At 69.8% G+C, this 20,413-nt stretch carries 18 protein-coding genes; 14 read left to right on the top strand and 4 right to left on the bottom strand.

The features are described 5' to 3' along the window. Positions 1–78 precede the first annotated feature (78 nt). The gene (locus tag IEY61_RS05830; protein ID WP_189041320.1) at positions 79–2,427 is read left to right on the top strand and encodes an argonaute/piwi family protein; all 2,349 of its coding nucleotides are present in this window, start codon (positions 79–81) and stop codon (positions 2,425–2,427) included. Continuing rightward, complete coding sequence (locus tag IEY61_RS05825; protein ID WP_189041318.1) at positions 2,424–3,749, top strand: PD-(D/E)XK nuclease domain-containing protein; 1,326 nt, start codon at positions 2,424–2,426, stop codon at positions 3,747–3,749. The genes IEY61_RS05830 and IEY61_RS05825 overlap by 4 nt, the downstream gene beginning before the upstream one ends. Positions 3,750–3,847: 98 nt before the next feature. Here the strand turns inward: IEY61_RS05825 and IEY61_RS05820 are convergent, their stop codons facing one another. After that, positions 3,848–5,341, bottom strand: coding sequence for an IMP dehydrogenase (locus IEY61_RS05820; RefSeq protein WP_189041316.1), 1,494 nt, complete (start codon positions 5,339–5,341; stop codon positions 3,848–3,850). Positions 5,342–5,697: 356 nt separating this feature from the next. Here IEY61_RS05820 and cyaB point away from each other — a divergent pair, with 356 nt between their 5' ends. Next, positions 5,698–6,255 (top strand): class IV adenylate cyclase, encoded by a 558-nt coding sequence (cyaB, locus tag IEY61_RS05815; RefSeq protein ID WP_189041314.1) that lies wholly within the window; start codon positions 5,698–5,700, stop codon positions 6,253–6,255. Here cyaB and IEY61_RS05810 read toward each other — a convergent pair. Genes IEY61_RS05810 through IEY61_RS05800 form a run of 3 tightly spaced genes read right to left on the bottom strand, consistent with a single transcriptional unit; the run spans position 6,252 to position 8,786 of the window. Continuing rightward, the gene (locus IEY61_RS05810) at positions 6,252–7,055 is read right to left on the bottom strand and encodes an exodeoxyribonuclease III (RefSeq protein ID WP_189041311.1); all 804 of its coding nucleotides are present in this window, start codon (positions 7,053–7,055) and stop codon (positions 6,252–6,254) included. The two genes, cyaB and IEY61_RS05810, sit on opposite strands and share 4 nt — an antisense overlap. A 12-nt stretch (positions 7,056–7,067) precedes the next feature. After that, complete coding sequence (tmk, locus tag IEY61_RS05805) at positions 7,068–7,667, bottom strand: dTMP kinase (protein WP_229705712.1); 600 nt, start codon at positions 7,665–7,667, stop codon at positions 7,068–7,070. A gap of 15 nt (positions 7,668–7,682) precedes the next feature. Next, a complete protein-coding gene (locus tag IEY61_RS05800) occupies positions 7,683–8,786 on the bottom strand; it encodes a radical SAM protein (protein WP_189041307.1) in 1,104 nt (367 codons plus the stop codon). Positions 8,787–9,309: 523 nt separating this feature from the next. Between IEY61_RS05800 and IEY61_RS05795 the strand changes: the two genes are divergently transcribed. The 11 genes from IEY61_RS05795 (at position 9,310) to IEY61_RS05745 (ending at position 20,211) form a co-directional block, all read left to right on the top strand. Continuing rightward, positions 9,310–10,497 carry a sensor histidine kinase gene (locus IEY61_RS05795; RefSeq protein ID WP_229705711.1) on the top strand — a complete coding sequence of 396 codons (1,188 nt, stop codon included), beginning with the start codon at positions 9,310–9,312 and terminating at the stop codon, positions 10,495–10,497. A 28-nt stretch (positions 10,498–10,525) separates the two neighbouring features. After that, positions 10,526–10,942 (top strand): roadblock/LC7 domain-containing protein, encoded by a 417-nt coding sequence (locus IEY61_RS05790; protein WP_189041303.1) that lies wholly within the window; start codon positions 10,526–10,528, stop codon positions 10,940–10,942. Positions 10,943–10,953: 11 nt separating this feature from the next. Then, positions 10,954–11,316, top strand: coding sequence for a DUF742 domain-containing protein (locus IEY61_RS05785; protein WP_229705710.1), 363 nt, complete (start codon positions 10,954–10,956; stop codon positions 11,314–11,316). Then, on the top strand, positions 11,291–11,908 hold the full coding sequence (locus IEY61_RS05780; protein WP_189041299.1) for a GTP-binding protein: 618 nt from the start codon (positions 11,291–11,293) through the stop codon (positions 11,906–11,908). The genes IEY61_RS05785 and IEY61_RS05780 overlap by 26 nt, the downstream gene beginning before the upstream one ends. Next, on the top strand, positions 11,905–12,465 hold the full coding sequence (locus IEY61_RS05775) for a GAF domain-containing protein (protein ID WP_189041297.1): 561 nt from the start codon (positions 11,905–11,907) through the stop codon (positions 12,463–12,465). Before IEY61_RS05780 ends, IEY61_RS05775 begins: the two co-directional genes overlap by 4 nt. A 183-nt stretch (positions 12,466–12,648) precedes the next feature. Then, complete coding sequence (locus IEY61_RS05770; RefSeq protein ID WP_189041295.1) at positions 12,649–13,911, top strand: acyl-CoA dehydrogenase family protein; 1,263 nt, start codon at positions 12,649–12,651, stop codon at positions 13,909–13,911. Further along, entirely contained in the window at positions 13,905–14,747 is an 843-nt protein-coding gene (locus IEY61_RS05765) for an HAD family hydrolase (RefSeq protein WP_189041293.1), read from the top strand. Before IEY61_RS05770 ends, IEY61_RS05765 begins: the two co-directional genes overlap by 7 nt. Before the next feature lie 73 nt (positions 14,748–14,820). Further along, a complete protein-coding gene (locus IEY61_RS05760) occupies positions 14,821–15,741 on the top strand; it encodes a hypothetical protein (RefSeq protein ID WP_189041291.1) in 921 nt (306 codons plus the stop codon). Further along, a complete protein-coding gene (locus tag IEY61_RS05755; protein ID WP_189041289.1) occupies positions 15,738–16,799 on the top strand; it encodes a hypothetical protein in 1,062 nt (353 codons plus the stop codon). The genes IEY61_RS05760 and IEY61_RS05755 overlap by 4 nt, the downstream gene beginning before the upstream one ends. Continuing rightward, positions 16,796–19,297: a DEAD/DEAH box helicase gene (locus IEY61_RS05750; protein ID WP_189041287.1), complete on the top strand. Its 2,502-nt coding sequence runs from the start codon at positions 16,796–16,798 to the stop codon at positions 19,295–19,297. Before IEY61_RS05755 ends, IEY61_RS05750 begins: the two co-directional genes overlap by 4 nt. Further along, complete coding sequence (locus IEY61_RS05745; RefSeq protein ID WP_189041286.1) at positions 19,297–20,211, top strand: endonuclease/exonuclease/phosphatase family protein; 915 nt, start codon at positions 19,297–19,299, stop codon at positions 20,209–20,211. The genes IEY61_RS05750 and IEY61_RS05745 overlap by 1 nt, the downstream gene beginning before the upstream one ends. Positions 20,212–20,413 lie beyond the last annotated feature (202 nt).

The raw sequence follows: 20,413 nt of genomic DNA, 5'->3' as shown, positions 1-20,413 counted from the left end.
GTGGTCGTCCGGCCAGGTGCGAGCTCTGCCCGGGTCGAGGGTGAACGCGGGCGTAGCCGCGGCGAGTCGAGGATGAAGGTGGTCGAGGCAGTGCGTGGTGTGCCCGCCCCGCCCCAACGGGCGGCGCCGAGTCTGGTGGCGAACTTCCTGCCGGTCCGGTTCCACGGACAGGCGTTCCACGCGGGCGTGGTCCCGTTCGACTCGCGGGAGCGGCTCGACGGGCTCCGTGCCGAGTTGCAGGGGACGCACGTGGTGGCCCGCGAGGGCAACCAGATCGTGTGCGTGCCGTTGACTGCGGACTCCCGGCTCGTCGGCGCCGAGGAGAAGTTCGCGATCAACGACTTCCGCCATCTCACCATGCGTCTGGTACGCGAGGCGTTGGTCAACGAGGTCATCGGGATGGGGTACCGGCTCCGCTCGTTCAAGCAGCCCTGCTTCGTGTCCCGATTTCGCCAGCAGGACCTGCTCACTCAGTGTGCGGGCGACCAGCGGGAGGCGCTCGCGGGTGTGCACGTGTTTCCGCAGTACCGTCTCGACGCGCGGGCCAACGGCCCGTCGGCGAGGATGGGCATCGTCGTGGGCCTGAAGACCAGGTACGAGTTCGACCTCACCGTGCGGGAGTTGCTCGACCGCGGGTTCGGTGTCGAGGGCCGGTACGTCCTCGCCCGGACCGGCGAGGTGCCGTTCCACCCGAATCTGGACGAGTGCGCCTACCGCAAGCTGGTCGGGGCGGTCGAGTCGGTGCGCGCCGGGCGGTTGCATCTGCGTGACGCCCCGGCGGTGTCGGAGGTCGATGCTGGCGAGGCGTGGCTGGAGGGACGTCTCGACACCTTTCAGGACGTCGTCGCCTTCCTCACCGGTGGACGCCAGGGGCCGCTGCTGGAACGGCTCGATGAGGAGGCCTTCGCTCTGACCGGGGCCGAGGGGCGCCTCGGACGGATCACCGCGTTGGCCGGGCGGCTCGCGCGAGGCGGGCCGCTGCGGATCGCCGCGGACGTCGAGGTCGAGGTCGGGGTTCCTCTGGGGAGCGGCTCGACCGGAAGCAGCGGCGGTCAGGTGCGGTCGACGCCGTTCGCGGAGCCGACCTTCGTCTTCGACCCGGGCGGCGGCAAGACCGACAAGTCGGCCCAACGGGGGCTGACACGGCTGGGCCCGTTCGACTCCGAGTCGTTCTCGCCTCGCCGGCCGCGGATCCTCGTCATGACTCCCCGGGCGTACCAGGGCAGCGTCGAGGTCTTCATGAACCAGTTCCGGCGCGGGGTCCCGAACGCCAAGGTGTTCACGGAGGGCTTCGCCCGCAAGTACCGCCTCACCGACTGCGACATCCGTATCGAAGCCTTCGATGCCACCGGCCCCCGCGACGCGACCGCCTACCGCGACGCGTGTCTCGCCGCCCTGGACCGCGACGAGAAGCCACATCTGGCGATCGTGATTACCAGCGAGGCGCAGCAGGACCTACAAGGGGACGACAGCCCGTACCTCGTGGCGAAATCCACGCTGATGGGCCAGGGCGTCCCCGTCCAGGAGATCCAGTACGAGACGATCGGACGTGGCGACATCGCGTATCCGCTGGACAGCATGGCGCTGCAGTGTTACGCGAAGCTGGGCGGCATCCCGTTCGTGATCGCCGCCCCGGGCACGATCATGCACGAGCTGGTGATCGGCATCGGCAGCGCCCACATCAAGCCGAGCCGGTTCAGCGCCCCCGAGCGGGTCGTCGGAATCACCACCGTCTTCAGCGCTGACGGCAACTACCTGCTGTCCAACATGTCTCGCGAGGCCGACTACGACCGATACCCCGAGGAACTTCTGCGCGCCTTGCGCGTCTGCATCGACGAGGTGAAGACCCGCAACGCCTGGCGGCCCGAGGACGCGATCCGGCTGATCTTCCACGTCTTCAAGCCGCTCAAGGACACCGAGGCCGACGCCGTGAAGAACCTCGTCTCCGGGCTGCTCGCCGAGTTCCGTGCCGTGCAGTTCGCGTTCGTGCACGTCAGCGAAGAGCACGACTGGTACCTGTTCGACACCGCCGCGCAGGGTATCGGCAACGCCGCGATGCCCTCGGGGCGCCGCCAGCCGAAAGGCCGCTACGTCCCCCAACGCGGGCACGCCGTGACGATCAGCTCCTGCGAGGTGCTGCTGACCGTCGCCGGGCCGTACGACATCAAGCGGCCCACACACGGGCTGCCCCGGCCGCTGCTGCTCAAGCTGCACCGGGCGTCGACGTTCACCGACATCGAGTACCTGGCCGGTCAGGCGTTCCGGTTCACCGCGATGTCGTGGCGGCGGTTCTACCCGTCGAGGTCCCCGGTCACGATCATGTACTCCGACCTGATCGCGTCCCTGCTCGGCCAGCTCCGGCACGTCCGTAACTGGAACGCCGACATCCTGCGCACCGCGTTCCGGACCAGCAGGTGGTTCCTGTGACGAGCCAGGAACCCGGCGCGCACACGGTCGCCGTCGCGCAGCTCGCCGACCAGATGGCCGCCCTCGACCGGCACCTTGGTCCCGCCAACAAACCCGGGGACCTCGACGGGCTCTTCGCCCACCACATCCTGAACGGCGTCGACGTGTCGTTCCCCTGGGAGGTGAACCCGCTGACCACGCGATGGCTCGACGACCACACCGACAGGCTGCGCCACGCCCCAGGGCTCGCCGTCCTCGGGTTCGCCCTGCACGCCCACAGGTCCCACCACGACCTCGGTGCACACGAACGCCTGGTGGACGGCCTGCGCGACCTGATGCGTCGCGACCCGTTCCCCGCCGACCGAACGACCTTCGCCACTGACCGGCGGCAGTTGCTCGGCATCACCCTCGCCGCGCTCGTCACCCAGGACGCGCTGCCGGCGTTTCGCAGCTGGCTTCTCGAGATCCTGCCCGACTCCCGGTTCCGCGCCGACGACCCCCGCACCGACCTCGCGCGCCGTCACGCCCTTGCCGTTCTGACCGACGACCCCGCGCTGCTCGGCGGTTTGACCAGTATCAAGAGCTTGCCCGAGCTTTCCATGGTGCACTGGATGTCGATCGTCGGCGCAGCGCGACTTGCCGACCCGGCCGCCGATCTGCAGTTCATCCAGCGCCGGATCCTCACCGGCCTTCTGCGCACCGACATCGGCGACCTGTCCACCTGCGATGCAGCCCTGGTACGCGCAGCCGCCGGCCGGATCATCGACGCCAGCATCGACGGCACGGTCCTCACCCGCAGCCACGTCGGAGTCGTACTACGTCGGTTCCCGGCCGCGATGAAGCGCTGGCGCTGGGACGATCCGGACGACGTCCGGCACCCGGTCCGCTGGGAGGTTGGCTCCGAACGCGAGATCCAGGACATCGTCTGGATCATGCTCCGGTCCGTGTTCAGTGACCTCGTCGATGAAGAGCCGTTGCCGCGGCTCGGTCACAGCTCCTACCGCGCGGACTTCGGAATCCCGCGCCTCGGCGTGCTCATCGAGCTCAAGTACGTGCGCTCGGCCGCCGAGTTCAAGAAAGTCGAAAAGGAGATTCTCGAGGACTCCATCGCCTACCTGCGTGAGCGCGGCACCTACACGAAGCTCATCGTGTTCATCTACGACGCCTCGGCCTCTAGCCAGGAACACGACATCACGACCGCAGCGCTTCTGGAACGTGACGACATCATCGATGTGATCATCGTGTCCCGTCCCAGCCAGCTTCCCGCGCCGGGTACCGTGACGGCGACGCCAGCCGCCACACCCCGCCGAACCCGAAGCCGACGTAGTCCGGGCTCACCCTGACCGCTCACCCACGTCGTGGGTTCAACTGGTCTTCAGGCTGTCGGGCTGAAGCGGAGCACCTGGGCGCCCGGCTTTGTCGGTAGCGTTGCCCTGCCGAATCAGCTGAGGGCGCTGGGGCGATCGCGCAGCCGTACGTCTTCTCTGTTCTGCAGATAGCTCTGGTGGGAGACCTCGACGAGGGTCGCCGTCTGGTGGAATTGCGGCAGGGTGGTCGAGCCGCAGCTGATCATCGTTGAGGTGATCTTGGTGAGGGTGATGGAGACGTTGTCGTAGAGGCTGCCGGCGTAGGGAACGTACCCGTCGACGCCCTCTTCGAAGACGAGGGCCTTGCCCTGCCCGTAGCGGGCGGCGTTGCGGGCGCGCTGGCTGCCTTCGCCCCAGTATTCCTTGAACAGTTGCCCGTCGACCTTGACCAGGGATGACGGGCTTTCGTCGTAGCGGGCGAAGTAGCGCCCGAGCATGAGGAAGTCGGCACCGAAGGCCAAGGCGATGGCCATGTGGGAGTCGTGCAGGACGCCGCCGTCGGAGCAGAGCGGCACGTACTGGCCGGTCTCGCGGGCGTAGGCGTCGCGTTCGCGGACGACGTCGGCGAGGGCGGACGCCTGGCCACGGCCGATGCCCTTCTGGTCGCGGGTGATACAGATCGAGCCGCCTCCGATGCCGACCTTGACGAAGTCGGCGCCGGCCTCGGCGAGGTAGCGGAAGCCGCGTCCGTCCACGACGTTGCCGGCCCCGATGCGGACCGTGTCGCCGTACTGCTCACGGACGAACCGGAGCACGTCGCTTTGCCAGGTCGAGTAGCCGTCGGAGGAGTCCAGGCACAGGACGTCGGCTCCGGCGGCGACCAGGGCAGGGATCCGCTCGCGGTAGTCGTGGGTGTTGACCCCGGCACCGACCATGAACCGCTTGTCCTGGTCGATGCTCTCCTTGCGGAACTGCTTGTGGAGTTCGTAGTCGCGGCGGAGGACGATCGAGGTGAGGCGGCCGTCCTCGTCGACGATCGGCAGGACGTCTTGGCGGGCGTCCCAGATCAGGGTGTTCGCGTCGGACAGCGAGATTCCGGCGGGTGCGGTGGCGAGGCCCGCAGCGGGGCGCATCCGGGTTTCGACGCTGTCGCCGAGGTCGTGGCGGTGCACGTTGAAGTCGCTGGTGGAGATCAGACCGAGGAACATGCCGCCGGGGCTTCCGTCGTCGGTCACGACCGCGACATCGCGTTCGGCGGCGGCCAGCAGGTCGCCGACCTCACCGAGGGTGGCGGACGGTTTGATGTTGATGTCGCTGTGCCGGAAGCCGGCCTTGTGCCGCTTGACCGCGGCCACCATCTCGGCCTGTGCGGCGATCGGCTGGTTCTGGTGGATGAACGCCAGCCCTCCGCACTGGGCCAAAGCGATGGCGAGCCGGGGTGAGGACACCGCCCCCATGATCGCGCTGACCATCGGGACGGCGATCCGCAACGCCGAGGGCTCCCCGACCCGGTGTCGCACCACGGGGGCGGACAGATCCACGCGGTCCGGCGTGCACGCCTCGTCGGTGAGGTTGGGCAGGAGCAGGTATTCACCGAAGGTGCGGGAGATCTCGGGCAGGATCCGCACTGATTTCACTCCTTGAGAGATCGGATGCCGCACAGCGTGGGCGATCGAAAGACGCTATCAGGCTGGTTCGTTGTATCCGAAAACGTCCATTCTGTCAGGAGGCGGCCTGCCGGCCGCGCCGAATGCCCTTCGTGAACGCGCATCGCGGTTGACCTGTTGCTATGCGTGTCCCTTGGATTCGACACAACGTGGGCTGCCGAAAATCGAGTGGCGAGGGCACCGAGCGTGGCGGGGCTTAACTGTTCCGGTTGTGGAACGTTGGTCACTGCATGTGGGCGCGGCGGGACACCGACCCGGGCGATCGAGCCGTAGGGTGCGACGACGTGATAGGTACTGACGCGCTCCAGACGACAGGTATGACCGAGACGTCGGCGTACGAGGTGGAGGTCAAGTACCGGATCGGCGATCTTGCCGCGTTGGAGGCGGCCCTCGCCGTGCGTGGTGTCGTCCTGTCGGCGCCGGTTGAGCAGGATGATCAGGCGTACGCGCCGGTCGGCTGGGAGTATGGCCAGTCGAAGATCGGGGTGCCGTTCGCCCGTCTGCGCACCGAGCGGGGGCGGCATCTGTTGACGGTGAAGACGCCGGTGGCCAATGAGCTGTCGTGTGTCGAGCATGAGACCGAGGTGGCGGATCGGGAGCAGATGGACGCTGCGATCCGGCAGATGGGTTTCTACCCGACGGTCCGCATCCGCAAGGCCCGCCGGACGGCGACGTTCAGGTTGATGTCGCTGTGCGTTGACGAGGTGGACGGCCTTGGGGCGTTTGTGGAGATCGAGCGGATCGTCACCGACGGCGAGGCGGGTGAGCGGATCCAGGCCGAACTCGACCGGTTCGCCGCCACGCTGGACGTGTTCCTGGAACGCACCACCGACACGTACGACTCGCTGATCCGAGCGGCACGGGCGAGGGTTTAGAACAGGGTCGCCGGTTCGACCACCGGCGGAATGGGCCGTACGTCGAGAGTGTGGACCTTCAGGTCCAGGTCGAGGGTGACCGCCGCGTGGTCGGTGAGGCGCTGTTCGCGGGGCTCCTGCAGGTAGCTGCCGCTGCGTAGCCGGTCGCGCAGCGCCGTGCCGACGTGCAGGTAGTCGAAGCGGTAGCCGTTGCCGGCCCGGCCGAACCAGCTGTGCTGCTGTGCTCCAGGGGCGAGGTGGTCGTGTACGTCTGTGAGTTCGGCGGCGGTCAGTGCGTCGAACAGGTCGTACTCGAACGGCAGCCACACCCCGGGGTAGGTGGGCTGGTGGTCGCGGGGGATGACGTTGTAGTCCCCGCCGAGCACCAGGTGCGCCCGCTCGCTGGCTGTCAGGTCACCGATCACGGTGACGAGGGAGGCGACGAAGGCCCGCTTGCGTTCGACCTTGGCCTTTGCGCGATCGCTGGAAGGCACGTAGACACCGAGGACCGTGACCGGTGGGTCGGTGTGGACGGTAGCGGCGACGGCCCGGCCGGGGATGCTCAGCCCGGCGGTGATGTCCGGGCGGACGGTGATGGGGACACGGCTGATCATGGCCGTGCCGCGGTCACCGGGCAGGGGTGGGTGGTGCACCTGGCAGCCGGCGCGGCGGAAGTAGTCGAGCAGGTGGGCGGTGCCGTCGCCGCTGCTGGTCTCGGTCAGCAGGAGGATCTGCTCAGGGCGGCCGGAGAGCCAGCTCAGCAGCGCGTCGGCGCGGCGCCGGGAGGTGGCCTGGATGTTCAGCGTCAGGATCGATAACACGGCGTCGAGTCTTCACGCCGCAGGGGTGCGGGCGAGCAACGGGGCCAGCGTGTCGAGGATGGCGGCGACGACCTGTTCGGGGGTTCGGCCGCGGCAGTCGATCATCGCCTGGTGCCACGACTGGCGGTCGAGGAAGTCGAACGCCTGCTGGTAGAGCTGCAACTCGCGTTGCGGGGTGCCGGTGGCCTCCAGCCGGGTCAGCCGGCGACGCGCGGCGAGCCGTGCGGCGATGACCTGCGGGTCGTCGACCAGGTAGAGGGAGATGGCGGGTTGCAGGACGTACCGGTTGTAGCTCCAGATCTCGCGGAGGTCGACCGCGTCGACGCGCTGCAGCACCAGCGAGGACTGGACGTACCGGTCGGTGACGACAATGCCGCCGGCGTCGAGGGCGGGGATGATCTCGTCTTCGACGTGCATGGTGCGGTCGGCGGCGATCGCGAGCGCGAGGGCCCGTCCGTGGATGACGGCCTCGGCCTCGCGTAGCAGTTCCCCCAGGCGGGTGCGTGTGGGCTCGGTCGTCAGGTGCACGTGTTGACCAGCACGGTGGCGGAGCCGCTCGGCCAGCAGTCCCGCGATGGTGGTCTTGCCGACGCCGTTGGGTCCCTCGATCACGATCAACATGGCAGGTCAGGCTCCGGTGGGTGAGATCGGGACCAGCGGGAGCCGGATCGCCTCTGGCGGGCACTGCTCGGTGTCCGGGGTGCCGATGCGCTGGCCGGCGGCGATCACCGCAGCGGGGCAGCCCTTGCCGCAGGAGGCGTTGACCGCGCACGCCCGGCAGGTCGGGTTGGTCCCGACCTGATAGCGGTCGTGGAAGCGGTACCGGTCGAGGGCGTCGGCGATCTCCCCGTCGAGGATGTTGCCGACCAGGAACTCGCGGTCGGCGTGTGGGGACTGGGGTGTGCGGGCGGCGAAGACGAGGTAGGGGCAGACGGCGGTGTCGCCGTTGGCGAACACGTAGATCAGGGTGCCGGCGTCGCAGCCGGACAACGGCCGGGTGTCGTTGGGGAACCGGATCGGCACCAGCTCGACGCGGTCGGCCAGGGGCGCGGTGGCGGCGGCGATGGCCCGCATCGTCTGCTCCGGGGCGGCGAGCCGCCCGTGGGACTTCACCCCCCGGCCGAAGCTGGACAGCGGGTTCATCAGCACGTACGCCGCGCCCAGGTCGGCGGCGAACGCGCACAGCTCGGTGAACTCCTGCGGGCGGGTGAGCACGTTGGGCGTCGACAGGATCCCGTGCAGCAGGCCCGCCTGGGCGATCCGTCGCGTGGTGTCCCGGGTGACGGCGAAGGAGTCACGGTTGCCTCGGAACCGGCCGTGCGAGGCGGGGCGGAATCCGTCGAAACTGACGTTGACCCGCACGTTTCCCAGCTCGGCGAGGGCGGTGATCTGCTCGTCGCTGGTCTGGGTGGCGTTCGTGCAGATCTTGACGGGTAGGTCCATCCGCGCCGCCGCGGCGCAGATCTCCAGCAGGTGCGGGTGCGCGAACGGCTCGCCGCCGGTCAACGTCAACCGGGTCACCCGGGCCCGCCGCAGCCGGGGCAGCACCACCTCGACCATCTCCTGGAGCGCGATGTCCGTGCCGGTTTCGGTGGAGGACACAAAGCAGTGGGCGCAGTGCAGGTTGCACCGCTCGGTGATCTGCACCAGCGCCTTGCGCTCACCGTCGTCGACCGACGTGCGGAAATAGCAGGAACTGGCGTGGGTCTCGACTACCAGACGTTTACTCATGAACCCTCCCAGCGCCGACCCGCTCGCAGGAGGCGCCGAAACCGCTTCGCCTACCTCGCGGACTCCCTCGTCCAGTAGGCCGGCACCTACTCGTGTCGAACACCCTCGACGCCGATAACCGACACCGACCAGGTCGGGGCCACTGCCGGAATCCGCGCCAATTCCTCGCGTCGGCAATGTCCGACGCCCCATCGCCGACCAAGACTGAACTCCGGCGGTATTGATCACCACGACGCCACGTCCTATCAGGTCCGGCGCTGGCCAGCTATTGCCAGAGCCCGTCGGGTCCCCGCTGTCGGCGGTGCCGCTGGCAACGTCATCTGCGACTCAGGGAGGCAGGGTGCGACTCGACGCGTCGGCCGGAGGTCCGTCTGGGGCTGGCCTGCCCGCTCGCCTGGTGTGGCTGTGTGTGGCACTGGCCGCTGGAGTGGCGGCAATCGCCCTGGGCACGGCGACATGGGCGCTTGCGCAGTCACCGGGACCTGCTCCGACGACGGTCGGCCTAGCCCTGGTGTGCGCGGCGGTGGCCAGCATAGCGATCACTGCCGGCGCGGCCGCGTGCGTTCATCGACTCGCCCGAGCGCACGTCCGCACCAAGGCGAGCGCCTCCGCTGGCCAGCCCGTAGCCGGGCAGCAGGTAGAGGTGTACGTCGGCCTCGCACGTCGGCTGCAAGGGCTGGTGCACCGGGAGATCCAGCTGCTGGATGTCTTGGAGGCGCAGGTCGAGGACCCCGACCTGCTCAAGGGTTTGTTCCAGGTCGACCACCTCGCGACCCGCATCCGCCGTTACGCGGAGAACCTCGCCGTGGTCGGCGGGGCGGTGCCGCGGCGGCAGTGGAGCCGGCCCCTGCCGCTGGTCGAGGTACTCCGCTCGGCGATCGCCGAGGTGGAGCAGTACGCGCGGGTGCGGGTCGTGCCCCCGGTCGAGGGAACGGTACGCGGCCACGCGGGCGCCGACGTGGTACACCTGCTCGCCGAACTGGTCGAGAACGCGACCGCGTTCGCGCCTCCCCATACCGAGGTGACGGTACGTGCCCGGCGGGTGGCACTCGGCGTGGCGGTCGAGGTGGACGACCGCGGTCTGGGAATGCCGCATCCGGAGCAGGACCGGGTGAACGCACTGTTGGCGGACCCCGGGCGGGTGGACGTCGGTGACCTACTGCGCGACGGCCGTATCGGGGCGTGGGTGGTCTCGGCGTTGGCCCGCCGGCACGGCATCACCGTCAAGCTGCAGAGCAACGTCTACGGCGGCCTGCAGGCGGTGGTGATCCTGCCGACGCCACTGCTCGGGGACCGACCCCCCGCGCGACCGCCGGCTACGGAGCCCGGCCGGATGCCATCGCGCGGCGAGCCGACAGGGACGGCGACCGCGTCCTCGTCGATGGCAGGTGCTTCGCCGTCGCCCGTCGGCGCTCGCCACCACCCACCTGCGCCGCCAGCGCTGACACGGGCCGCGTCACCAGCGACAGCGCCAGCGTTCCGCGACGCTGTTGCGTCCGGGCAGGCGCCCAGGGATGCCGGCGCTGCGGGTCCGCTGCTGCCGCGCCGGACGCGGCAGGCGCATCTGGCGGCCCCGTTGACTCGGGGCGGACCGGGACCGGTGAACCAGCCGGCTGGTGATCACGACCCGACGCTGATGGCCGACTTCCTGCGCGGGGCCAGTTCCGGCAGCGGCGAGCCGCCCGCCGTGCGTGCTGTCCCGCGCCACTGACTGAAGATGTGAGAAGGAGTTGTCTGCGATGACCGGTACGTCTGGCCAGGAACTGGCGTGGCTGCTGTCCGGGTTGGTCGAGCGGGTGCCGCACACCCGCAGCGCGCTGCTGCTGTCCTCCGACGGGCTGCCTCGCGCCGCCCACGGGCTGACCGACGACGACGCGGACTACCTGGCGGCGATCGCCTCCGGGCTGTTCTCCCTGACCCGCAGCGCCGGACAGATGTTCAACGGCGGCTGCGGTGTGCGGCAGGTGGTGGCCGAGCTCGACGAGACGCTGCTGTTCGTCACGGCGGCGGGCGAAGGCGGGGTGCTGGCGGTGCTGGCCGGACGTCAGGCCGACGTCGGCGTGCTCGGCTACGAGATGTCGCAGATGGTCAAGAGCGTCCGACCGTATCTGGCGACACCGGCCCGAAGCGGCGCACCGTCGCCCGTCCCGTCATGACCTCCCATAGCATGCATCGAGAGACGTGGCTCGACGAGGCGGCCGGGCGCCTGGTGCGCCCCTACACGGTCAGTGCGGGACGGACCCGCCCCACCACGGCGATGGAGCTGTTGTCGTGGGTGGTCGCCACGGGCGTGCGTCCCCGAGGGCGGTTGGAGCCGGACCACGACGTGGCGCTGGGCCTGTGCGGCGCGGCGACCACGGTCGCCGAGGTGGCCGCCCGGATGAGGCTGCCGGCCGCGGTCACGAAGGTGGTGCTGTCGGACCTGGTCGCAGTCGGCGCGGTTTTAACCCGCCCACCCAGCCCGGCCGCGGACCCCACCGACCGATCGATCCTGGAGAGGCTCCTTGTCGGCCTTCAACAGCGACTCTGACTGGGCGCCGAACGCGCTCAAGGTGTTGATCGCCGGCGGGTTCGGGGTCGGGAAGACCACCTTCATCACGGCCACCAGCGAGATCCCGCCGCTTCGCACCGAGGAACTGCTCACCACCGCCAGCGTCGGCACCGACGACCTCGCCGGGATAGCGGCGAAGACGACCACCACGGTGGCCCTGGACTTCGGTCGCATCACCATCGACCGCGACAGCGTGCTGTACCTGTTCGGCGCGCCCGGGCAGGACCGGTTCTGGTTCCTGTGGGACGAACTGAGCCACGGCGCCCTCGGCGCGGTGGTGCTGGTCGACACCCGCCGCCTGCCGGACTGCTTCGCCGCCGTGGACTTCTTCGAGTCCCGCGGCATGAGGTTCCTGGTCGCCGTCAACGAGTTTGACGGCGCCTACCGGCACAACCCGGAGGAAGTACGCGAAGCCCTGGGCCTGCTGCCCGCAGTGCCGATCGTGATGTGTGACGCCCGCGACCGGCGGTCCGCGACCACCGTCCTGGTGACGCTCGTGCGGCACCTGCTCGCCGCTCCCTCTCCCGCACACGCCAGCTCCGCACCGACCGAGGTAGGTGATCGCGCATGACCAGCGAAAACTTCGAACCCCCACCTCTGACTCCGCCCGACCTGGATGCGCCCCAGCGGCTTCACCGGCTGCGGGCGCTCGGCCTCGGCAGACCGGAGCGGGAGTTCGACGACTTCGCCCGGAATCTCGCCGACGTCACGGACATGCCGTGGGCGATGGTGAACTTCCTCGACGAGAACGGCCAGTTCTTCGCCGGCCTCTACACCGGCCGGACCACGCAGCCCGGCGTGTCGGCAGCGGCCACCCCCCTCGAACCCGGCCGCCGGATGTCACGAGACCAGGGATTCTGCCCGCACGTCGTGCACCGGCGACGCGCGCTGGTCCTCGACGATGTCTGCTCCTACCCGCGGTTCGCCGGCAACCCGGTCGTCGACCAGCTCGGCATCCGCACCTACATGGGCGCCCCGCTCATCGACCACACCGGCACCACCCTCGGGACGATCTGCGTGGTCGGCACTGAATCCCGCACCTGGGGACAGCAAGGACTCGCCACCATCAAGACCTGGGCGGCCGAGCTGTCCGCACGGATCAGCCAGCGAGAACACCACCCCCGGTAACCGGGCTCACGGCCTGACAGCCCTGATCGTCCCCCCCCGCATACGAGACATCCTTCGTCGCCTCGCTGCCCGGGCCGGCAGCTCACATTCCAGGAACTGCTGGTGACCCCGCCACGGCCCTGCCCGTGGCGTTACCCACCGCCACCGACGGACACCGTTGGCGACTCACGAGGAGAGCGGCAGATGGTCGACGGCTACCACCTCACCCCCCGCCACACCCGGCTGCGGGACACAGTCCGGGCGTTCGCCGAGGCCGAGGTCCGACCCCGCATTACGGAGCTGGAGGCGGACCGCAGCGTGGCGCAGGACCTGTCCCGGCAGATCGCCCGCCAAGGATGGCTCGGCGCCACGATCGATCCCACCTACGGAGGCCTCGGACTCGGTCACCTCGCCAAGACGATCATCATCGAGGAACTGTCCCGGGTCTCGGCCGCCATGGGCGCCATGCTCCAGGCGTCCCAACTCGGCACCGCGAAGATCATCCACTTCGGCGACGACAAACAGAAGCGGACCTGGCTACCCGCCATCGCGGCCGGTGACTGCCTGCCGACCATCGCTGTCACCGAACCCGGATCCGGCAGCCACGTCCTCGGCATGACCACCACCGCCATACCCGACGGCGACGACTACCTCCTCACCGGCACGAAGACCTTCGTCGGTAACAGCCACATCGGCGACCTGCACGGCGTCGTGGCCCGCACCGGCCCCGGCACCCGCGGACTGTCCGCGTTCCTCGTCGAAGCCGACCGGCCCGGCGTGCACCTCACCCCGCACCAGCCGAGCATGGGCCTGCACGGTTTCAGCTTTGGCGAGATCGTCTTCGACAACTGCCGTGTCCCAGCGGCGAACCGGCTCGGCGCCGAAGGCGACGGCCTCGACGTGGCGTACTCCTCCAGCGTCCTGTACGGCAGACCCAACCTCGCCGCTGTCGCCCTCGGCATCCATCAGGCCATCCTCGACACCACCGTCGCCTACGCGACCAGCCAACGCCGCTACGGCAAACCCCTGGCCGACCTACCCACGGTGAAACAGCGCATCGGCGCCATGCAGTCCCGGCTGATGGTCGCCCGCCTGGCCGCCTACCACGCCGTACACCTACTCGACAGCGGGCAACCCTGCGACGCGGAACTCGTCAACGCCAAACTGATCAACGCCGAACACGCGATCGACTCCGCCCGCACCGCGATGGAGATCCACGCCGCACACGGCCTCCAACCCGCCCAGTCGCCCATCGAACGCTACTTCCGCGACGCCCTGCACATCTTCGCCCCCGCCGGCACCTCGGACATCCAACTCCTCCGACTGGCCGAACACGCCCTCGGCACCACCAAACAACTTTGGTCAACCCGGTTCCACTCCTCCGTCCCCCAGCGGAGGCGAAAACGTGGCGAGGCGAGGCCCACGCCGCGGGCAGGAACGAGCGCAACGGGGTCCATCGCATGCTGACCACCTCCTGCACCCTCGCCCACGACCAGCCCACCGACACGCTGCCGGTCCTGGCGACATACCTGCACACGCGACTCGGCACGCCGCCGCCACGACCACTCGCGGCCATCAGCCTCGACCTGGACGACACACTCATCGACACCGGCGCCAGCCTGGCTCACGGCGTGCGGGCCGCAGCCCAGCTCGCGGCCACCCTCACCTCCCGCGTCGACCCAGGCGCACTGATCGACGCCTACCACGCGGCATTCGCCGCCCACTGGCGGCATCCCGCCGCAGCGGGCACCGGCGGCCTGCAAGACCTTCGTCGACGCGTCTGGCGGACGGCTCTCCGAAGCGTGGGCGTCACGCTGGACACCAGCGACCTGGACCGGCTGGTGCGCACCTGCGTCGCCGCCCAACTCGCCATGATCGCCCCGGACCCGGAACTACGCAGTCTCCTGCGAGAGCTGACCGACCTGGCGCCGGTAGCGGTCTGCAGTAACGGGCACCGTTCCTCGGTCCAGCGGAAGCTAGACAAGGCGGCTCTCACCGAGTTCGTCACGGCCATCATCTGCGGTCCGGACATCGGCCTCGCGAAGCCCGACCCCGGACTCTTCCACGCGTGCAGCCGAGCGCTGAACGTCGACCCCGCACGGTGTCTCCACATCGGCGACAGCTGGCACGCCGACGTCCAAGGCGCCCTCGCCGCCGGCATGGTCCCGATCTGGATCACCCGTCAGCCGGCGGCCACCGCGCCGCGACCACCGACCGTGCCCTCGTATCCCACCGTCACCCACGCCATCCGCGACCTCCTGCAGCTTTTCTCTCCGGCACCGCCGGAACGCAGCTGCGGCTAGCTGATCCGGCCAGCCCCGCAGGGTTCGATCGCTCCTCCGTCACGTCCAGACAACCGACGATGAGGCAACAGCCATGACTCCACTCGATGCGCAGAGCCTGCACCGGCGCAGGGGCAACCCGTGGCGTCCGCCACTGCTGGTCGCCCTGGTCGCCGTCACCATCGCCCCGACGGCAGTTATCGCGTACCCGGTCCCCACCGGAGGCGACCGCCCAGGCGTAGAGCCGGCGGTGATCCCCGCAGACCTCAACAACGTCCCCGCCGGCACGCCGGCCGCAGCCGTCATCACCGCACCGTGCCTCGCGCAGTTGGCCGACACGCTCGCCACGGCAGCCGACGCGAGCAACGCGGTCAACGCCACCCCGACGAGCCCCACCACATACGCCCGCACACACACTCGGACCTGGACCGCGCAGGACACCATGATCCCGTCGGGGACCAACAGCCGCACGATCGTCACCACCGAGACCTGGCAGTGGCGGGCCGCCGACGCATCTGGTCGCACTGTCAGCACCACACCCGGCTCCGCTGGCCACACCGTCACTGACCATCCCGCTGGGGGAATACCCGCACCGCTACCCGAGCCGACCCCCACCGACCCGCGCACCCTCGCCACCCACCTCGCCACGGTGCAGCCGCCCGAGATGGGCCCGCAGTGGATCATCCGCGCGGTCGCGGACGTGCATCTCACCCAACACCCCGCCGCAGCTACCCGGATCGCCCTGCTCCGGCTCCTCGCCACCGCCAAGGCCGTTATCTGCCATGGCACGGTCGCGGACCGGGCCGGCCGGGCCGGTATCGCCATCGCCGTCGAGCACCAGCAGGCCCGCGACACCCTGATCATCGACCGGGCCGGCTGGGTCCTCGCCCACGAGAGCACCGACCTCGGCCCGCCACCCCGCATGGACAAGGCCGCACCACGCCTGCGCTCGTACACCCTCATCGCCGACCGCTCCGAGGAACCCACGATCGACACGGCCCAGGCCACGCGGTGACCCGCACCCGAACCGGCGCGTTGCTGCTCACGACGTCACTTCTTCTCACCGCCTGTGCCGGCCCCTCCGACGGCGTGAACCCTGACCCGCCGTCTCCGACGACGCCCCCGAACAGCACACCACCGGTCCCGGCAGGACCGGTGCTGACCCGCCTGGCCGACACCCTTGGCGACGCGCCCGCCGACACCACCCGCGGCGACTACCAGTACGTCGAACGCAGCACCTGGTACCGCGACGTCATCGGGCCACCCGGCCCCACCGGGTGGCCCGAACGGGTCCGCGCCGACCAGCTGTGGCGCACCGATGACGCCGCCGACGGCCGGCAGGTCAGCGTGCACGTCGACAGCGGAAGCTGCATCCCCGACGGCGGAGACAGCAGCTGGACAGGCCAGACCGGGGACCGGTTCGACCAGCCACCACCGAGACAACCCGCTGCCCTACGCACCTACCTGCTCATCGCGGCCGGTCCCGGCGAGACCCGTCTCCAGGACATCGTCGGCGGCATCGCGATGCTCTACGAACGCCACGCGCCCACCCGCCCGGTCCGGGCCGCGGTCCTGCGGCTCCTCGCGGCGCAACCCGGCCTACTCGCGCAGACCGACGTCACCGACCGCGTCCAGCGCCCCGGCATGGACGTCATCCTCCCGCACACCGACCGCTCCGGCGTGCCAAGGCGCGAGATCCTCACCATCGACGAGCACAGCGGCGTCCTCCTCGCCGCCCACAGCACCATCACCGGCCCCATCCCACCCCAGGACCCGCGCCTGGGACCCGACACCACAGACGTGATCGTCGCCGACGCCGCCAGCTACCGGCTCTACGTCGACAGCCGCCGCACCCCGGACACCCACACACCGGCGGCCGGCTGCCAGCACCCCACCCTCCGGCCAGGCGCAGGGCAACGCCTCGCAGCAGTAATCGGTGAAAGCGCCCATGCGGATCCTCGACCCCCTGGCGGCTCCCCGCAACCGGATCAGGGCGTCGACCCGGCCGCGCCGGGGCGGCACGGTCCCCGCACGCCATCAGCCGGAACGCGCCGTAGGAGAGCCCTGAGGTGAAGGACTTACCAGCGGTCGAGAAGCTGCCGCCTCTGCGGGACTACCAGCAGGAGGCCGTCGAGGCGATCGTGGAGGGCCAGGCCGATGGTGGTCGCGGCCAGTTCCGGGCGGCATGCGGTAGCGGCAAGTCCCTTGTCGCGGTGCACGCCGCCGTCCGGCTCTGCCCGACCGGGCTGGTGGTGGTGGCCTGCCCGTCGCTGCCCCTGCTCGCGCAGACCCTGGCGGTGTGGGCCGCTGCCGGCATGGCGGTGCAGGTACTCGCGGTGTGCAGCGACGACACCGTCGCCGACACGGCGGTGCGCACGACCGACCTTCAGTGTCCGGTCACCACGCGGCCGGGCGAGATCGCGGACTGGGTCCGGCGAACTCCTACCAGCCGTTTGCGGCTGATCCTGGTAACTCATGCTTCCGCGGCTCTGGTGGGCGCGGGGCTGCACGCCACGGACACCGCCGCGAGTCTGTTGGTGATCGACGAGGCGCACCACACCGCCGGATGGCCCGGCAAACACGTTGCCCTGGTGCACCGTGACGAGCACCTGCCGGCCACCCGGCGGCTGTACATGACCGCCACACCACGGGTCCTCAGCGCACGACGCCGCGCGGGCCGTGGCGGTGAGGACGTGTTGTCGATGGACGACGCGGACGTGTTCGGCCCGGTCCACTACAGCTACCCGTTCGCGAGCGCGATCACCGATGGCTGGCTCGAGGACTACCGCATCGTGGTGATCGGGGTGACCTCCGACGAAGCGCTGTCGACCCTGCGTCGCCTCGACCCCCACGCCGTCGTGCGTGCCGGCGCGGCGCCGCTGCGCACCGCAGTGGTGCAGACCGCGCTCGCCCGCGCTGCCGCCGAGTTCGGTCTTCGCCGGGTGCTGGTGTTCACCCCACGGGTGGCCCAGTCCCAGGAGTTCTCCCGTACTCTGCCGGCCGCCTTGGCTGCCCTGCCTGAGCAGGACCGTCCCAAGGGCCGCCTGACGGTCGGGCATGTCGACGGCACCCAGACGATGATGCAGCGGCAGATCCATCTGGCCAACCTCGCCGACCCTCCCGAGGACGGCTGGACGGTGATCTCCAACTCACGGTGCCTGGGCGAGGGCGTTGACGTGCCCGCCGTCGACGCCGTCGTCTTCACCGCCCCGAAGGAGTCCGAGTCCGACGTCATCCAGGCCGTCGGCCGGGCACTGCGCCGCAACCCCGCCGGGTCCGGCATCGCCACGATCCTGCTCCCGGTCCTGCTGCCTGACGATCCGGCCGAGACCGCCCGCGACCTCGCCGCGGACCTGGCCGAATGGACCACCCTGTTGCAGGTGCTGCGCGCGCTGCGCGCCCACGACAACGGCCTGGCCGCCGACCTCGACACCCAGCGCACGAAGGCGTCCACGGGGGCCGCGGCGCTGCCGCCGCAGCTGCTCGTCCGCCTGCCCGACGGCTACGCCTCCGAGGACCTGCTGCGGACCCTCACCGTGCGGGTGCTGGAGGAGACCACCTCGGAGTGGCTTGTCGGGTACGCCGCCCTCCGCGCGTTCCACGCCGACCACGGACACCTGCGGGTGCCCGTCGGCCACGTACGCCACGGCGTGCGACTGGAACGCTGGATTGCGCGGCAGCGTGCCGAGTACGAAGCACGCCGGCTTCCACAGGACCGCGTCCAGCACCTGAACGACATCGGCTTCGACTGGACACCCATGACGCGGGCCTGGGAGCGGGGCATCGCCGCCGCCACCGCGTTCCGCGCCGAACACGGCCACCTCGACGTGCCCACCGGCCATGTCATCGACGGACTCGACCTCAACCTGTGGCTAGGACAACAGCGCCGCTACCACCGCAAGAACACCCTCCCCGACAACCGGATCACCGCCCTCACCGACCTCGGGATCGCCTGGACCGTCAAACGCCCCTCCTACCACGACGGCTTCACCGCCCTCCAGCACTTCCACGCCACCCACGGCCACATCCAGGTCCCCTATGGCGCGACCGTCAACGGCATCAACCTCTACGACTGGCTCGCCGCCCGACGCACCGATCACCGACTCGGACGCCTCAACGACGACCGCACACGCAGCCTCGAAGCACTCGGCATGCAATGGTCAATCCGCGACGCCGCCTGGCACCGCAACCTCGCCACCGCCACCACGTTCTCCCACCGCGAAGGACACCTGCACCCACGCAGAGGCCACCGCGAAGACGACATCGACCTATCCCGGTGGATCCATGCCCAGCGCATCGCGCGACGTGACGGCAAACTCCCCCAGGACCGGGTCGCCGCACTCGACGCGATCGGGATGCAATGGGAGATCGCCAGCGGCTGGACCGGCATGCACCAGGTCACCGCAAGCCGAAGCGGCCGCACAAGCGACGACAACGAACCCACCGAACCCCGTCCCGCACCGAGCCGTCCAGGCGGGCCGGCTCCACGCCTGCAGCCCGACGTCTCGCTCCTTCCGGCGGGACACCGGCACCAGCACTCGCCATCCACCACATCCGAAGGGACCCGCTGATGACGCGCCTGCTGATCGCGACCTACAACTACGAGGCGGGCGGCTACCGCGACGGCACCTTCAACATGCGGCCCTTGCAACAGACGTTCGCCGCCCTCGACGTTCCGCCCGCGATCATCCTCTTCTGCGAAGCCAAGCACTACCGGCGGAACCAGCACGAAGGCTTACGCCTGGCGGAGAAAGCCCTCACCGAGGTCCACCACGCCCCCTACACCGGGCTCCTCGGCACCAGCCAGCACGGACCCATCCCACCAGCCATCTTCTACAACGCCAACCTCGTCACCCACCTGGCCTGGCCCGGCGACGACCCGCACGACCCCGACGTCTTCCCCGACAAACGCAACGTCGGCCGGTTCCGGGTCAACACCACCGGTGCCGAGTTCGGCGCCTGGGTCGCCCACTTCAACTCCCGCAGCGGCTCCGCCCGCCTGGAAGAGACGAAACTGCTCGACCGCTACGGCAACGACCCGCTCCCGTTCATCGGCGGCGGCGACCTCAACTCCACCGCAAGCGGCGGACACCTCCCCCAACGGGACTGGCACGCCGCGAACCACCACATCCGCACACACAAAGGCAAACGGATCGACGACGGCACCCCCGAAGGGCACTGGGAAGCCGACACCGACGCCCTCGACCACCTCATCGGCCGATGGGACCCGATCAGCAACCGCCGACTCGACGGCGCCGGCTACCACGCCATCGCCGAACTCGCCTGGCTCGCCAACCCCGACTTCGTCATCGCGCCCACCATCATCGACAAGCCCGGTGAAGGCGGCCCTGACCTCATCGACTACCTGCTGGTCAACAACGCCATGCGCCCACACGTCATCCCCAGCAGCTACCAGGTCCACATCCCCGACGGGCCGCCGTACCCATCCGACCACCACCTCGTCACCGCCACCATCGACCTGTAACGGCACCGGCAGCCCTTCGAGCCGGGCGCGAGGCTCTGCAGCCCTTCATGGCCCTGAGGAGGACTGCGCCCGTACGAGCCGCGTCAGGCGTCCGCCGCTCTGTGAAGCTGGGACACCCGATCGAGGCGGCGGCCGGGCAGCGTCTCCGGGCAGGGCACCGTTACCACCCGCCCCGGCCGGCCGGAGGGCCGCTGTCAACGGC

It is taken from the genome of Micromonospora sonchi, assembly GCF_014646235.1.
Lineage (GTDB): Bacteria > Actinomycetota > Actinomycetes > Mycobacteriales > Micromonosporaceae > Micromonospora > Micromonospora sonchi.
Note: the sequence above shows the minus strand (reverse complement) of the source record. Positions and strands in the feature narration are given on the sequence as shown.

Coding starts and splice junctions, on each gene's coding strand:
- IEY61_RS05800 (WP_189041307.1), bottom strand. CDS start 8,786: ATGAGTAAACGTCTGGTAGTCGAGACCCACGCCAGTTCCTGCTATTTC.
- IEY61_RS05765 (WP_189041293.1), top strand. CDS start 13,905: ATGCTGACCACCTCCTGCACCCTCGCCCACGACCAGCCCACCGACACG.
- IEY61_RS05790 (WP_189041303.1), top strand. CDS start 10,526: ATGACCGGTACGTCTGGCCAGGAACTGGCGTGGCTGCTGTCCGGGTTG.
- IEY61_RS05775 (WP_189041297.1), top strand. CDS start 11,905: ATGACCAGCGAAAACTTCGAACCCCCACCTCTGACTCCGCCCGACCTG.
- IEY61_RS05760 (WP_189041291.1), top strand. CDS start 14,821: ATGACTCCACTCGATGCGCAGAGCCTGCACCGGCGCAGGGGCAACCCG.
- IEY61_RS05745 (WP_189041286.1), top strand. CDS start 19,297: ATGACGCGCCTGCTGATCGCGACCTACAACTACGAGGCGGGCGGCTAC.
- IEY61_RS05785 (WP_229705710.1), top strand. CDS start 10,954: ATGCATCGAGAGACGTGGCTCGACGAGGCGGCCGGGCGCCTGGTGCGC.
- IEY61_RS05770 (WP_189041295.1), top strand. CDS start 12,649: ATGGTCGACGGCTACCACCTCACCCCCCGCCACACCCGGCTGCGGGAC.
- cyaB (WP_189041314.1), top strand. CDS start 5,698: ATGACCGAGACGTCGGCGTACGAGGTGGAGGTCAAGTACCGGATCGGC.